Source organism: Ralstonia chuxiongensis (assembly GCF_024158925.1).
In the GTDB taxonomy this organism is placed as follows: domain Bacteria; phylum Pseudomonadota; class Gammaproteobacteria; order Burkholderiales; family Burkholderiaceae; genus Ralstonia; species Ralstonia chuxiongensis.
Window position 1 is genome coordinate 271,435 of record NZ_JAMYWC010000001.1, and the last position, 13,028, is coordinate 284,462.

General features: G+C 64.2%; 16 protein-coding genes. 12 read left to right on the top strand and 4 right to left on the bottom strand.

The features are described 5' to 3' along the window. Nucleotides 1–11: 11 nt before the first annotated feature. The 3 genes from NKG59_RS01140 to NKG59_RS01150 all read left to right on the top strand — a co-directional run bounded on the left by NKG59_RS01140 (nt 12) and on the right by NKG59_RS01150 (nt 3,195). On the top strand, nt 12–845 hold the full coding sequence (locus NKG59_RS01140; protein ID WP_253534490.1) for a shikimate dehydrogenase family protein: 834 nt from the start codon (nt 12–14) through the stop codon (nt 843–845). 4 nt (nt 846–849) lie between these two features. Beyond that, the gene (locus tag NKG59_RS01145; RefSeq protein ID WP_253534492.1) at nt 850–2,040 is read left to right on the top strand and encodes an MFS transporter; all 1,191 of its coding nucleotides are present in this window, start codon (nt 850–852) and stop codon (nt 2,038–2,040) included. An 81-nt stretch (nt 2,041–2,121) separates the two neighbouring features. After that, nucleotides 2,122–3,195, top strand: coding sequence for a 4-hydroxyphenylpyruvate dioxygenase family protein (locus tag NKG59_RS01150; RefSeq protein ID WP_253534494.1), 1,074 nt, complete (start codon nt 2,122–2,124; stop codon nt 3,193–3,195). Nucleotides 3,196–3,273: 78 nt separating this feature from the next. Here NKG59_RS01150 and ggt read toward each other — a convergent pair whose 3' ends face one another. Together ggt and NKG59_RS01160 are read right to left on the bottom strand one after the other, a co-directional pair. Continuing rightward, on the bottom strand, nt 3,274–5,004 hold the full coding sequence (ggt, locus tag NKG59_RS01155; protein WP_253534496.1) for a gamma-glutamyltransferase: 1,731 nt from the start codon (nt 5,002–5,004) through the stop codon (nt 3,274–3,276). A gap of 144 nt (nt 5,005–5,148) precedes the next feature. Beyond that, entirely contained in the window at nt 5,149–5,625 is a 477-nt protein-coding gene (locus NKG59_RS01160; protein ID WP_253534498.1) for an Lrp/AsnC family transcriptional regulator, read from the bottom strand. 110 nt (nt 5,626–5,735) lie between these two features. On the opposite strand from NKG59_RS01160, the gene NKG59_RS01165 reads away from it, so the two are divergent. Continuing rightward, entirely contained in the window at nt 5,736–6,914 is a 1,179-nt protein-coding gene (locus NKG59_RS01165; RefSeq protein ID WP_253534501.1) for a cystathionine beta-lyase, read from the top strand. 11 nt (nt 6,915–6,925) lie between these two features. On the opposite strand, the gene NKG59_RS01170 is transcribed toward NKG59_RS01165, so the two are convergent. Next, on the bottom strand, nt 6,926–7,378 hold the full coding sequence (locus NKG59_RS01170) for an Lrp/AsnC family transcriptional regulator (RefSeq protein ID WP_253534503.1): 453 nt from the start codon (nt 7,376–7,378) through the stop codon (nt 6,926–6,928). 133 nt (nt 7,379–7,511) lie between these two features. Here NKG59_RS01170 and NKG59_RS01175 point away from each other — a divergent pair, with 133 nt between their 5' ends. The 8 genes from NKG59_RS01175 (at nt 7,512) to NKG59_RS01210 (ending at nt 12,568) form a co-directional block, all read left to right on the top strand. Beyond that, nucleotides 7,512–8,414: a DMT family transporter gene (locus tag NKG59_RS01175; RefSeq protein WP_253534505.1), complete on the top strand. Its 903-nt coding sequence runs from the start codon at nt 7,512–7,514 to the stop codon at nt 8,412–8,414. 157 nt (nt 8,415–8,571) lie between these two features. Next, nucleotides 8,572–8,841 (top strand): H-NS family nucleoid-associated regulatory protein, encoded by a 270-nt coding sequence (locus NKG59_RS01180; protein WP_045203842.1) that lies wholly within the window; start codon nt 8,572–8,574, stop codon nt 8,839–8,841. Between the two features lie 122 nt (nt 8,842–8,963). Next, entirely contained in the window at nt 8,964–9,494 is a 531-nt protein-coding gene (locus NKG59_RS01185; RefSeq protein WP_045204032.1) for a hypothetical protein, read from the top strand. Between the two features lie 225 nt (nt 9,495–9,719). Next, nucleotides 9,720–9,986 (top strand): BufA1 family periplasmic bufferin-type metallophore, encoded by a 267-nt coding sequence (locus tag NKG59_RS01190; RefSeq protein WP_024978729.1) that lies wholly within the window; start codon nt 9,720–9,722, stop codon nt 9,984–9,986. A gap of 22 nt (nt 9,987–10,008) precedes the next feature. Beyond that, nucleotides 10,009–10,878, top strand: coding sequence for an MNIO family bufferin maturase (gene bufB / locus NKG59_RS01195; protein ID WP_253534507.1), 870 nt, complete (start codon nt 10,009–10,011; stop codon nt 10,876–10,878). Continuing rightward, a complete protein-coding gene (locus tag NKG59_RS01200) occupies nt 10,865–11,623 on the top strand; it encodes an HvfC/BufC N-terminal domain-containing protein (RefSeq protein WP_253534511.1) in 759 nt (252 codons plus the stop codon). Before bufB ends, NKG59_RS01200 begins: the two co-directional genes overlap by 14 nt. Beyond that, nucleotides 11,620–12,090, top strand: a complete 471-nt coding sequence (locus NKG59_RS01205; RefSeq protein ID WP_045203840.1) for a DoxX family protein — start codon at nt 11,620–11,622, stop codon at nt 12,088–12,090. Before NKG59_RS01200 ends, NKG59_RS01205 begins: the two co-directional genes overlap by 4 nt. 61 nt (nt 12,091–12,151) lie before the next feature. Next, a complete protein-coding gene (locus tag NKG59_RS01210) occupies nt 12,152–12,568 on the top strand; it encodes a BON domain-containing protein (RefSeq protein WP_253534513.1) in 417 nt (138 codons plus the stop codon). A gap of 13 nt (nt 12,569–12,581) precedes the next feature. On the opposite strand, the gene NKG59_RS01215 is transcribed toward NKG59_RS01210, so the two are convergent. Continuing rightward, nucleotides 12,582–13,004 (bottom strand): hypothetical protein, encoded by a 423-nt coding sequence (locus NKG59_RS01215; protein WP_253534515.1) that lies wholly within the window; start codon nt 13,002–13,004, stop codon nt 12,582–12,584. Nucleotides 13,005–13,028 lie beyond the last annotated feature (24 nt).

A 13,028-nucleotide genomic window follows, 5' to 3' on the forward strand; every position in this document is an offset into this window, starting at 1 on the left:
ACGCCTGAACCATGATTTCTGGAAAAACCACCCTCATTGCCCACATCGGCTACCCGACCGAGACCTTCAAGTCGCCGATGATCTACAACCCCTGGTTCGAGCAAAAAGGCATCGACGCCGTTGTGGTGCCCATGGGGGTGAAGGCAGAGGATTACGCGCAGAGCTTCGAATCGATCTGCCGCTTTACCAACCTGCGCGGCGCGCTAATTACCATGCCGCACAAGGTCACCACGGTGGATCTGGTCGACGAAGTCACGCCGGCCGTGCGCATCGCGGGCGCCTGCAATGCGGTGCTCAAGCGCGATGACGGCACGTTGCTGGGCGACCAGTTCGACGGTGCCGGCTTCGTGCGCGGCGTGCTGCGCAAGGGGCGCCAGTTGGACGGGGCGCGTGTGCTGCTCTCGGGGGCCGGCGGTGTCGGCTCGGCGATTGCCGCGTCGCTGGCGGCTGCGGGTGTCGGCGAGCTTGCCTTGTATGACACGCGCACAGAATCGGCTGAATCGCTGGGGCGGCGTCTGCGCGAGCATTACCCAGCGTTGGTGGTGCGCACCGGGTCGAATGATCCGGACGGCTTCGACGTGGTGGTCAACGCCACGCCGGTGGGCATGAAGGAAGACGATCCGCTGCCCTTCGACGTGGCACGCATCGCGCCGAGCTGCTTTGTCGGCGAGGTGGTCATGAAATCCGAGTACACGCCGCTGCTGCGCGCGGCGCTCGACAAGGGTTGCGATGTCCAGGTCGGCACCGACATGCTGTTCGAGATGATTCCCGCGTACCTGGAGTTCTTCGGCTTCGGCACCGCCACCGCAGATGAGCTGCGGCGCAGCGCAGCCATTGCATACTGAGCCGATGACGCGTCGCCCTCTGAGCTTTGCCCTGCTGTTGCCGTTGCTGCTATCGGCGCAACCGGTTGCAACCGACAGTTACCTCCCCGCCCTGCCCGCCATTGCCAAGACGCTGGGATCGGCCAGCACGAGCCTCACGGTCTTCGCGCTGGCCTTTGGCATTGGGCAACTGCCGATGGGCAGCCTGGCCGATCGTTTTGGCCGCCGCCTGGTGCTGCTGATCGGGCTGGCGTGCTATGCCGTGGCTGCACTGGCCGGCGCGCTGGCGACAACCGCTTCCATGTTGACCGCCGCACGCGCCTTGCAGGGTTTCTCGATGGCCGCCATCTTGGTGTGCGCACGCGCCGCTGTGCGCGATCTGCACCCGGCGCGCGATGGTCCGCACGTCATGGCACGCGGCCTCACGGGGCTGGGTTTCGTGGCGTTGATGGCACCGATTCTCGGTGCCTTCGTCGCACAACACGCAGGTTGGCGCTGGGTGCTGGCGGGCATGAGCTTCTATGCAGTCGTGCTGTGGGCGATGTGCTGGTACGGCTTTGCCGAAACCCGCCAAGAGAGGCACGCCCAGGCGGGCAGCGTGCGCGAGATCTTCGCCAGCGCAGATTTTCGCGTCTGGGGGTTGCTGGCAGCCACGACCTACGCCGGCATCTTCTGCTTCCTGCTGCTTTCGCCGATGGTCTATATCGCGTACCTCGGCCTGTCTCCCGAGCTTTATGGCTGGATACCGGCCGGCGGATCGCTCGTCTATATCCTGAGCACGACGGGCTGTCGGCGCCTGCTGCGCAGGCAGAGCCTCGTGCGAACGGTGCAGCAAGGCGCAACGCTCAGCCTGCTCGGCGCCAGCATCCAGGGATTGGGCTGCTGGCTGCTTCCCGGGCAGGCGTGGCCTCTGCTGCTCGGGCATGGCGTCTATTGCATGGGCCACGGCATTCACCAGCCTTGCGGCCAAGCCGGTGCGGTGGGCGAACTGCCGCATCTTGCGGGGCGCGCGGTGTCATGGTCGGGCTTCATCATGATGCTGGCGGCCTTCTGCCTGGGCCAGACCGCGGCGGCCTTTGACGACATATCGCACAGCCTTGGTGCCTGGCCCATGGTGGTGCCGATGATGCTTGCCGGCGCCGTGCTGGCGTCCATCGCCTTCCTTTGGCTACCGAAGCTGCAGAACCAGCCGGATCCACAAAGCGCTGCCGCATAGCAACTGCTGGATGCGCATTGCCACGCGCGTGGTACACAATGCGGTGTCTGCATTCTTTGCTTCAGCCACAGGAGTTTGACCATGAGCCGCAACGCCGACCTGCCTTTCAAGACCGCCGGCTTGGAGTTCATCGAGTTCGCCACGCAAGCGCCGGCTGCGCTGGGCCAGGTGTTCGCATCGCTGGGCTTCAAGGCCATCGCGCGGCACGTAAGCAAGGACGTCACGCTGTATCGGCAAGGCGACATGAACTTCCTCGTCAACGCCGAAGCCGAGTCCTTCGCGCACCGCTGGGCTGAGGAATATGGCGTGGGCATCTGCGCCATCGGCATCCGCGTCGACGATGCCCAGCACGCCTACGGTCGTGCCGTCGAACTGGGCGCATGGCCGGCCGAAGCCGAGCCCATCGGCCCGAGCGAACTGGTGATCCCGGCAATCCAGGGCGTGGGCGATACGCATCTGTATTTTGTCGACCGCTGGCGCGGCAAGCACGGCGCCAGGGGCGGCCTGGGCGACATCTCCATCTACGACATCGATTTCCGGCCGCTGGATGCAGAGACCGCGCATGAGGACTGGCACCACGCCGGCGTTGGGCTGGCACGCGTCGACCACCTGACGCAAACCGTCGGCGCCGGCCGCCTGCAGGATTGGATCGACTTCTACCGCAACCAGCTCGGCTTTCGCGAGATCCACGAGCTGCACGCCAACTGGCACGTCGCGGCGGATTCCCGCGTGATGGTGTCGTCGTGCGGCATGATCCGCATCCCGCTTTATGAAGAAGGCACGCACCGCGCGCACCTCATGCACGCCTACCTGCCCGACCACCCCGGCGAAGGCGTGCAACACATTGCGCTGGCTACCGACGACATCCTGCGTACAGCCGCCGCGCTGGCCGCCAACGGCCTCACCTTCGTCGAGCCCCCGGCACACTACTACGACACCGTCGACGCGCGCTTGCCCGATCACGGATTGGACCTGGAAGCCTTGCGCCGATATGGCATCCTGGTCGACGGCGAGATCGTCGACGGCGTGCCCAAACTGTTCCTGCAAACCTTCGTCAAACGCCATCCAGGCGAGATCTTCTTCGAGATCGTGCAGCGGCGCGGGCACCACGGTTTTGGCGAAGGCAATCTGCCGGTGTTGACTGCGGCGGCCTGACCCGGAAAACGTCGCCAAGAAAAAAGCCCGCCAAGTTTCGGCGGGCTTTTTTTCGTACTGCGGATGCTGCAATGCCACTCAATAACCGGCTGCCAACCCCGTATTGCGACGCGGATCATTCGCGCCATAGAAGCGGTTGTTGCCGACCGGCTTGCCGCCCAGCGACGGCGCCCCGACAATGATCGCCGCCAGGTGGTTGGCCGGCTGCGGCGCCCCCAGGTTGTGGCCCATCGACGTCAGGATCTTGCGCGTATCCTCCGACAGCGCGTACGGCTCGACGTTGGTCACGTCCGGCAGCCATTGCTGGTGGAAGCGCGGCATGTCGACGGCTTCCTGCACGTTCATGCCGTAGTCGATCGCGTTGATCATGGTCAGCATGACGGCCGTGATGATGCGGCTGCCGCCCGGCGTGCCCACCACCATGACAGGCTTGCCATCCTTGGTAACGATGGTCGGGCTCATCGATGACAGCGGACGCTTGCCCGGGGCAATCGAGTTGGCCTCGCCCTGCACCAGGCCGTACAGGTTCGGCACACCGACCTTGGCCGTGAAGTCGTCCATCTCGTCGTTCAGGACCACGCCCGTCTTGGCGGCCGTCACCTTCGCGCCAAACCAGTCGTTGAGCGTGTACGTCACCGACACCGCGTTGCCGTACTTGTCGGCAATCGAGTAATGCGTCGTGTTGCTGCCCTCATGCGGTTCGACGCCCGGCTTGATGTCCTTCGACACACCAGCCTTCTTCGGGTCGATCACCGCACGGATCTTGGCCGCATAGTCCTTGCTCAGTAGGCGGTCCAGCGGGTTCTTCACGAAGTCCGGGTCGCCCAGGTAGCTGTTGCGGTCCACATAGGCGTGGCGCATGGCTTCGATCTGGTAGTGCGTTGCCTGCGCGGAATGCCAGCCCAGGTCCTTGAGCGGATAGCCTTCCAGGATGTTCAGCATTTCGCAGATGACCACGCCGCCCGAACTCGGGGGCGGTGCCGACACCACGTGATAGCCACGGTAGTCGCACTCGACCGGCGCCAGTTCGCGCGTTTTGTAGCCGACCAGATCTTCTTGCGTGATCAGGCCACCACCGGCCTTGCTCGATGCAGCAATGGCCTGCCCGACCCAGCCCTTGTAGAAACCGTCGGTGCCCTTGTTGCTGATCTCGCGCAGCGTCTTGGCCAAGTCATGCTGGACGAGCTTCTCGCCCACTTGGAACGGCTGCCCCTTGTTCAGGAAGATCGCGCCCGATGCAGCGTCTTCCTGGAAGTCCTTGGTGGAGGTGTGCAGCATGTCGACATCGCCCTGATCGAGGACGAAGCCCTTGTCGGCCAGCGTGATGGCCGGCGCGATCAGTGCAGCGCGTTGCATCGTGCCGTACTTCTGGCGCGCATACTCCATGCCCGACACGGTGCCCGGCACACCCACGGCCAGATGGCCCTTGGTGGACGCGCCCTTGATGACGTTGCCGTCCTTGTCGAGGTACATGTTGGCGGTGGCGCCCTTCGGTGCGACTTCACGGAAGTCGAGGAAGGTCTTGCGACCATCGGCCAGCTGAATGGTCATGAAACCACCGCCGCCAAGGTTGCCCGCTGCCGGATAGACCACGGCCAGCGCGTAACCCACGGCGACTGCTGCGTCGACAGCATTGCCGCCGCGCTTGAGCACTTCCACACCGACCTTGCTGGCCAGATGCTGCGCCGCAACGACCATGCCGTTTTCTGCGGCCACGGGTGCGACGGATGCCGCGTGTGCGACGGTCGTGATGCTGATCGATGCGATTGCGGCGGCGATCCACCGCATGCCTGTTCTTGGATTCTGCATAGGAGCTCCTTTGGTACCTTCAAGGACGCCGGTCGTGCCGGCGTACGTGTTATGGCGCGCGAACCTTATCAGGCGGTGCGCCGGGGCACTATAGCCTCATCCCCGTATTGACGCATTGTGCAGGCGGTGGAACGGCACGCATCGCTAGCCCAGCGGCACCTCGAGCCCAACCTTCACGCGGTTGAGGACCACGGCCGTGCGGTACCAGCGGATGTTGTCGTTGTCGTCGAACAGGCGTCGCGCCAGAGCTTCGTACTCCGTCATCGTGGCCACGTTCAGGATGAGGACGAAATCGGCCTCGCCCGTCACGTAGTAGCACTGCTGCACCTCGGGGCCGGAGAGCGCCTTCTTGAGCGCAGCCATTGCCGCGGTATTGGTGCGCTCGGCATGCACTTCAACGATCACGGTGATGGGTTTGGCCACCCGCTCCGGGTCCACCACCGCCACGTTGCCCACGATGACGCCCGCTTCCTCCATCCGTTTGATGCGCCGCTGCACGGCGGCGGTCGATAGATTGACCTGCTCCCCGATCACGCGCAGTGGCGTGGTGTAGCACCGCTGCACAGCGTTGAGAATAGCGATATCGAATGCGTCGAGTTCGAGCGATTTCTGCGTGGCCATAAAGGGCGGGGAGCGAGAAATTTTTGCGTCTGGCTGGGCAGAATAGCTGAAATTGCTCTGCTGACGTGACATAGGATTTCACGGTCCACATGTTCGTAGAGGGCCATCCCATGCATTGGCAATCCCAGCTCGTCAACCCCGAAACGCTTGCCCCTGGCGGCTTCCGGTCATTGGTCACCCCGGTCTACCGTGGTTCCACTGTGTTGTTCGACAACGCCGCGCAGGTCGTGGACGACTGGCGCCATGCGCAGCACGGCTACACCTACGGCCTCTACGGCACACCGACGGCCATTGAGCTTGGCGCGCGGATTGCGCAACTGGAACGCGCGCGCCACAGCTTTATCGTCCCTGGCGGGCAGGCTGCCATCGCGCTCGTCTACCTCGCGTGCTGCGGCGCGGGCAGCCATGCGCTGGTGCCGTTCAGTGCGTATGGACCCAACCGCAGCATGGCCGCCGGCTTGCTCAAACGCATGGGCATCGAAGTCGAAACCTATGACCCGCTCATCGGCGCGGGCATCGGCGGGCTCATCCGCCCAAACACCACACTGGTTTGGACTGAAAGCCCCGGGTCGGTCACGATGGAAGTGCAGGACGTGCCGGCCATCGTGGCAGCGGCGCACGCGCGCGGCGTGCCGGTGGCGCTCGACAACACGTACACGGCCGGCGTGTATTTCGATGCCTTTGCGCACGGCGTGGACGTCAGCATGCAGGCGCTGACGAAGTACGTGGGCGGGCACAGCGACCTGTTGCTCGGCTCGGTCTCGGTCAACTCGGAAGCGATGTTCGAACGTGTGGGCAGCGCGTTTGCCGACCTTGGCATGGGCGCCTCGCCCGACGATTGCAGCCTGGCGCTGCGTGGCCTGCAAACGCTGGGGCTGCGGCTGGAGCGCCTGCAAGCCTCCACGCTGGCGGTGGCGCGCTGGCTTCATCTGCAGGATTGCGTTGCCACCGTGCTCCATCCGGCGCTGCCGTCATGCCCCGGCCACGAACTCTGGAAGCGCGACTTTACCGGCGCAACCAGCGTGTTTTCGGTGGTATTCCAGGAAAGCGTCTCGGCCGAGCAGGTCAACGCGTTCATCGATGCGCTGCGCATGTTCCAGATCGGCATGAGCTGGGGCGGCACGAGCAGCCTGGTGATGCCATATCCTGATCTGGCGCGACCGAATCGCCACTATCACGGCCGCCTGGTGCGGCTCAATGTCGGGCTGGAAGCGCCGGAAGATCTGATTGCCGATCTGCGGCAAGCCATGGCGCGTGCAGCCATCCAGGAGCCCGCTGTTGCCGCATAACCGCCAGCACGTCAGTCAGCCGGTGCAAACGGCGGCGCACGTCGCTTTACCGGCTGCGTCTTGACGATGGCGGTGTTGGTCTCGGCGTGATACGCCACGCGATCGAGAATCTGGTCGAGCTGATCGATCGAGCGCACATACAGCCGGGCGATGAAGCAGTCCTCGCCCGTGACCTTGTCGCATTCGCCGATCTCGGGAATCTCTTCGATCAGCTTCTGCACGATATGCAGCTTGCCCGGCATGGGCCGCACGCGCACGATGGCCTGCAGCGTGTAGCCCAGCGCCGCCGGGTCAATGTCGACGGTGTAATGCCGGATCACGCCGCGCTCCTCCAGCCGCCGCAGGCGCTCCGACACGCTGGGGGACGAAAGCCCCACCTGCTCGGCCAGTTGCTTGAGCGAAATGCGGGAATCGGTCAGCAGGACGTCAAGAATGCGTTGATCCAGCACGTCAATCATGTTCATTGCTCCTCCATCTTCAATTCGGGCATTTCGCCTTACTTCATTAGAAAGAACGTCAATTTTGCCTTAGAAAAGCAATGGAAGTCACTCGATCCGCATGCGATCCTTCTTGCATCCAACGCTCAAGGTGGTTCGCATGAACGATAAGACGCGCGGCACGGTCGAGATGACCACCGCCATGGTCATCTCCGGGACGATCGGCTGGTTCGTTGTCCGCTCCGGCCAGCCGGTGGCCGACGTTGTGTTCTGGCGCTGCGTGTTCGGCGCGCTGACGCTGCTGGGGGTTTGCGCCGGCCTGGGGCTGCTGCACGGCGCCATCACGTGGCGTCGTGCGGGCATTGCCGCGTTGGGCGGCGTGGCAATCGTCATCAATTGGCTGCTGCTGTTCGCGGCGTATCCGCGCGCATCTATCTCGATTGCCACGGCGGTCTACAACACGCAGCCGTTCATGCTGGTCGGGCTGGGCGCGCTGTTTCTGTCAGAAAAGCTGACGGCGGCCAAACTCACATGGCTGGCCATCGCCTTTATCGGCGTCGTACTGATTGTGCAGGTGGGGCCTGCGGCCGGCGTAGGGACCGATTACCTGACTGGCATTGCGATGGCGCTCGGCGCGGCGTTTGCCTATGCGGTGGCCGCGCTCCTGATCAAGAAGCTGGCCGGGACGCCGCCGCATCTGATCGCGCTCATCCAGGTGTGTGTGGGCGTGCTGATGCTGGCGCCGCTGGCCAATCTGCGGCATCTGCCGGCTGATGCGCACACATGGGGGATGCTGATCACGCTGGGCGTGGTGCATACGGGGTTGATGTACATCCTGCTGTATGGCGCCATCCAGAGGCTGCCGACGCATCTGACCGGATCGTTGTCGTTCATCTATCCGATTGTTGCCATCGTGGTAGATATCGTTGCGTTCGGGCATCGCCTGCAACTGGCGCAGTTTTTGGGTGCCGGCGCGATCCTGCTGGCAGCGGCGGGCATGAACCTCGGGTGGTCGCCGTATCGCTGGTTGCGGGCACGGGCCGAATCCCCCGTTTCCAAATAACGCAATACGCGCAATAGTCCCCCACATTCGCAACACGAATCTGCGGCCCAACTGCTGTTATTCTTGTGCGTTTTCCGCTGGCGCCCGGCGCGCCCTGCGCCTGCCTCTCTCTCCCTTTGGCAGCCAGCGGACAGAAAACCCCAAACACACGTACAAGATGAAGGAAGGTCACCCGCCGGAGCCGGGTCGCGAAACCGCGATCGCTTGGATCCTGGAACAAATGCAAACCTACGACCTGTCTGTCGAAGATTTGCAGGCGCATGGCTGTTTTGACGCGCCACCGCCGCCACCCGCACCATCCGCCCCCATCGGCCCGGTCTACATGAGCGCCGACGGCCAGCACTGGGACGGCATGGGCGACATGCCCGACTGGCTGAAGCGCGCCGTCAACGCAGGACAGAGTATCGAGCATTTCCGCGTGGGCTGAAGCGCAGGCAATGCACAGGTACGCCGGTTGCGTGGTGGTGTGCAAGCGCTGCCGGTTTGTTGATCTGTGGGCTGATGCCCAGCATGACCGGCTGGCGCTCCAACCCAACGGAGGACGTCATCATGCCGGAACGCAAAACCGTAGAACGTGCGCGCGCCGACAAGCGCCACGGCAAGGCCGCCTCGACCCAGGCGGGTAACTTCGTGAAGGAAGAGATGGATCACATCCGTGAAGGCAAGCACGGTGCGAAAAACACCAAGCAGGCCATTGCGATCGGTCTATCGAAAGCACGCCGCGCGGGCGTTGCCGTCAAGCCGCCGGGGGAAGGCAAAGCGTCGGCCGCCACACGCAAGAAGGCGGAACATGACGTCAAGGCCGGCAGCAAGGCAGGCAACAAGACTGGCAGCCACGCCAGTGCCAGCAAGGAATCCACGGCCAAGCGCAGCAAAACCACAACGCGCACGCTGAAGAAGGAAGGGCATTCGGCGGCTTCCAAATCCTCGCTGTCCAAGCAGGCGCACAGCGCGGCTTCCAAGCGTTCGAGCAGTGAGCGCTCGGCGGCGGCCAAGAAGGGCGCTGCCACCAAGGGCGCAGCCGGCCGATCCGCCGCCGCCAAGAAGGCGGCACGCACGCGCGCGGCGCACGCCAGGTAAATCTTTCCTGTTCAGCCGGAAGGCGACCCATCGGGGTCGCCTTTTTTATTGGCGGATTGCCTCACAAAAAAAAATCAAAAAATTTTTGTTCTCCGTGTCAGGAACGCCCGCGTGCGCCGACGAAGGTGCACGGAACACATCTGCGCGATGCCGCAGTGCACCGTACGGCGAGGGATTTGGCCCTGTCCGCCGTTCAATGACACCTGCCACTCAAGGAGAACACAAATGAAACAACACGCCATGATCGCCGCCGCTCTGGGTAGCCTGCTCGCGCTGGGCGCTCTGTCGACACCGGTGCAGGCCGCTGATGCCGCCGGCAAGGAAAAGTGCTACGGCGTCGCCAAGGCCGGCCAGAACGATTGCGCCAGCCCGGGCAGCGCCCACGCCTGCGCCGGCCAATCGAAGATGGACAAGGACCCAATGTCGTGGAAGTACGTGCCGGCCGGCACCTGCGCGCAGATGGGCGGCACGATGCAGGCCCCGTCCAAGTAACGCGCGACGCCGGGTGACCGCCATGCAGACCGCTCTGCCAACCTGCGCCGGCGCAGGCCTGCGCGCACCGCACTTTCCCGCCCTGTTGCGCGGGGAAGCCCGCTTCCCCTGGGTGGAAGTGCACAGCGAGAACTATCTGTATGGCGGCCCCGCCTGCGCAGCGCTGCTGGCCGCACGAGCGCACCAGCCCGTGAGCCTGCACGGCGTGGGCATGGGGCTGGGCAATGCGGATGGACTGGACGTCGAGCACGTACGCGCCATCGCCACGCTGGCCGATGCGGTAGCGCCCGCCGCCATTTCCGAGCACCTGTGCTTCAACCGCAGCGGTCCGCAGGTCGTCAACGACCTGCTGCCGCTACCCTATTCCCGCGAATCGCTGGATGTCGTCTGCGCCAACATCATGCGTGCACAGGACATCCTCAAGCGGCCGCTGCTGATCGAGAACATCGCCGCGTACATCGACTGCCGCGCGCTGGTCGATGCCGACGAAGCCCTCTCCGAAGGCGCATTCCTGACCGCCCTCGCCCGGCGTACGGGCTGCGGCATCTTGCTGGACCTGAACAATCTGTACGTGAACAGCGTCAACCATGGCGTGACCGTCGAATCGGTACTGGCCGATATCGACCCTGCGCTGGTCGGCGAGATTCACCTAGCCGGCTTCAGCGTGGAAGACGACATGCTGATCGACACACATAGCGCGCCGGTCCATGCGCCCGTCTGGGCGCTGTACGACGCATGGATTGCCAAGCACGGCGCACGCCCGACGCTGGTCGAATGGGATGCGGAACTGCCGCCCGTGCAGGTGTTGCTGGACGAAGCTGCACGCGCCCAAGCAACGCTCGACCGCCACGCCAATGCACCCATGCAGGAGCCACGCCATGCGACTGCCTGACTGGGAAGCGCACCTTATCGGCGCTCTGACCAACCCTGCAAGCCACGAAGAGGCGCGCGGTATTGCCATCTACCGCAATGCGCGTCTGGCCATTCTGCGCAACGCGCTGGCGGGCGCGTATCCCGTCTGCCGCGCGCTCGTCGGTGAAGACTGCTTTGATGCGCTGGTGCGCGACACGCTGGACGTGCAGGCATCTACATCCCCGAATCTGCATCGCTATGGAAATGCGCTGCCGGATGTCATTGCGCAATCTCCGTTGGCGCACAGCGTGCCGTATCTCGCTGACGTGGCGCGTCTGGAGTGGTGCGTGCACTGGGCGCATTACGCGCCGGATGCGCACGTGGAAGCGGCCAACGCCGACCTGCTCGCACAACCTGCAGACACGCTTCGCGCGGGGTTGGTCGAGGGAGCGCAGTGGGTGGTTTCGCCGTGGCCCGTGGTTTCAATCTGGCGCGCCCATCAGCCCGGCGCAACCATCTCACTCAACAAAATCGACCTGGGTGTGGGCGAAGCCGCAGCGATTGCCGTGCGCGGGCATCGTGTTGCCGTGCTCGATCTTGATGCCCCCACAGCCACGTTCCTCGCAGCTTGCGACGCTACGCCGTCGCTTCAAGCCGCACTCGAAACCACGCTGGCCGAACAGCCAAATCTTGATTTGACCGCATGCCTGTCTGGCCTCTATCGCTCGGGGCTGCTCGCACTGTCTGCATGCCCAACAACTCCGCCAACTGGAGACACGCCATGAACACCCTCGCCACGACCTTTGCCCCACTCACGCGCATCCGCGCTTCGCTTGACCGACTCGCCGGGCCGCAAAGCGCGCTCTGCTCGCTCATCCTGTTGATCGCGCGGGCATATCTGTTCTACGTGTTCTTCCGCTCGGGCCTGACCAAGCTGCACGACTGGGACACGACCGTGCTGCTCTTCACCGAGGAATACAAGGTGCCGCTATTGCCGCCCGCCCTGGCAGCCGCGCTCGGCACGTTTGGCGAACTGGTCTTCCCGTCTCTCATGCTGGCCGGCATCGTGCCGCGGCTTGCGGCAGCAGGACTGTTCTTCGTCAACGTCGTGGCGGCGGTATCCTACTGGGCCAATCTGTCCGCATCGGCCATCGAGTTTCATTTTGTGTGGGGTGTGCTGATAGCGCTGGTGGCGACGGTGGGACCGGGTTGGCTGGCGGCGCAGACCCTTTGGGAGCGCCGCACGCGTTAAGCAGAATGCGTGGGCGACGGGCTTATGATGTTGGCTTGTCGCCCTCTCTTCAGGAGCATCGATGCGCTTCCCTCAGTTGTCCTTCGCTGCCTCGGCCGGTGTGTTGGCTGCAATCACCGCCGCAACTCTCCTGACTGCCTGCGCGTGGGGCGATAGCCCGAACGCCACCGGCGCACACATGCTCGACGATTCGCTGCTGACGTACCAAGTCAAGGCAGCGCTGGATCAGGACACGGCGCTCAGCACGCGTCAGATTCGCATCCGCTCCACCCCGGACGGCAAGGTCACGCTGACGGGCTGGGTCGATACCGCCGAAATGGCCCGCCGGGCTGGTGACGACGTCAAACGCTTTGTTGACTCGGCCAAGCTCGACAACCAGTTGCGCGTGCTCTCGCGCATGCAGGTGCTGGGCGGCGGTCCGTTCATCCCTGCCGGCTTGCCGCCCGCAGCGCCGGCCAGCGCCCCCGCCGCGCGCTAACGCGTTCAAGCACTTAAGTTGCCTGCGCGCCCGTCCGCCCTGGCAAGCGGCCCACGGGCACCGATTGCAGCAGGCCGAAGCCGATCTCCACAATCAGGAACGGCAACGCCAGCAGCGTGGCACCCGATGCCAGCGCATAGGCCAGCCACGCCGCAAAGAGGCCGCGCGCCACGGCGTCGTACCGGCCCAGCGCCACACTCGGCTGTCGGATACGCAGCGCCGACCACACGCACACCACCGACCCCATCAGATTGGCCATCAACAGGTGCTCTGGCTCAAATGCCGGCAAGCTGCCGATGCCCAGCGCATGCGCCAATGCGGTGAGCGCTTGATGCAAGAGGGCAAACGTCCACGGCGTGGCAAACGGTGCAGTCACGATCAGGTCATACCAGCCGCTGGCCCGCACCACACGCAGGAAGGTCGATTCAGAAACCATGGTGAAACTCCAGGAATGAAGTGA

Coding starts and splice junctions, on each gene's coding strand:
- NKG59_RS01185 (WP_045204032.1), top strand. CDS start 8,964: ATGCCGGAACGCAAAACCGTAGAACGTGCGCGCGCCGACAAGCGCCAC.
- NKG59_RS01200 (WP_253534511.1), top strand. CDS start 10,865: ATGCGACTGCCTGACTGGGAAGCGCACCTTATCGGCGCTCTGACCAAC.
- NKG59_RS01140 (WP_253534490.1), top strand. CDS start 12: ATGATTTCTGGAAAAACCACCCTCATTGCCCACATCGGCTACCCGACC.
- bufB (WP_253534507.1), top strand. CDS start 10,009: ATGCAGACCGCTCTGCCAACCTGCGCCGGCGCAGGCCTGCGCGCACCG.
- NKG59_RS01170 (WP_253534503.1), bottom strand. CDS start 7,378: ATGAACATGATTGACGTGCTGGATCAACGCATTCTTGACGTCCTGCTG.
- NKG59_RS01145 (WP_253534492.1), top strand. CDS start 850: ATGACGCGTCGCCCTCTGAGCTTTGCCCTGCTGTTGCCGTTGCTGCTA.
- NKG59_RS01215 (WP_253534515.1), bottom strand. CDS start 13,004: ATGGTTTCTGAATCGACCTTCCTGCGTGTGGTGCGGGCCAGCGGCTGG.
- NKG59_RS01205 (WP_045203840.1), top strand. CDS start 11,620: ATGAACACCCTCGCCACGACCTTTGCCCCACTCACGCGCATCCGCGCT.
- NKG59_RS01180 (WP_045203842.1), top strand. CDS start 8,572: ATGAAGGAAGGTCACCCGCCGGAGCCGGGTCGCGAAACCGCGATCGCT.
- NKG59_RS01190 (WP_024978729.1), top strand. CDS start 9,720: ATGAAACAACACGCCATGATCGCCGCCGCTCTGGGTAGCCTGCTCGCG.
- NKG59_RS01175 (WP_253534505.1), top strand. CDS start 7,512: ATGAACGATAAGACGCGCGGCACGGTCGAGATGACCACCGCCATGGTC.
- NKG59_RS01210 (WP_253534513.1), top strand. CDS start 12,152: ATGCGCTTCCCTCAGTTGTCCTTCGCTGCCTCGGCCGGTGTGTTGGCT.
- NKG59_RS01150 (WP_253534494.1), top strand. CDS start 2,122: ATGAGCCGCAACGCCGACCTGCCTTTCAAGACCGCCGGCTTGGAGTTC.
- ggt (WP_253534496.1), bottom strand. CDS start 5,004: ATGCAGAATCCAAGAACAGGCATGCGGTGGATCGCCGCCGCAATCGCA.
- NKG59_RS01165 (WP_253534501.1), top strand. CDS start 5,736: ATGCATTGGCAATCCCAGCTCGTCAACCCCGAAACGCTTGCCCCTGGC.
- NKG59_RS01160 (WP_253534498.1), bottom strand. CDS start 5,625: ATGGCCACGCAGAAATCGCTCGAACTCGACGCATTCGATATCGCTATT.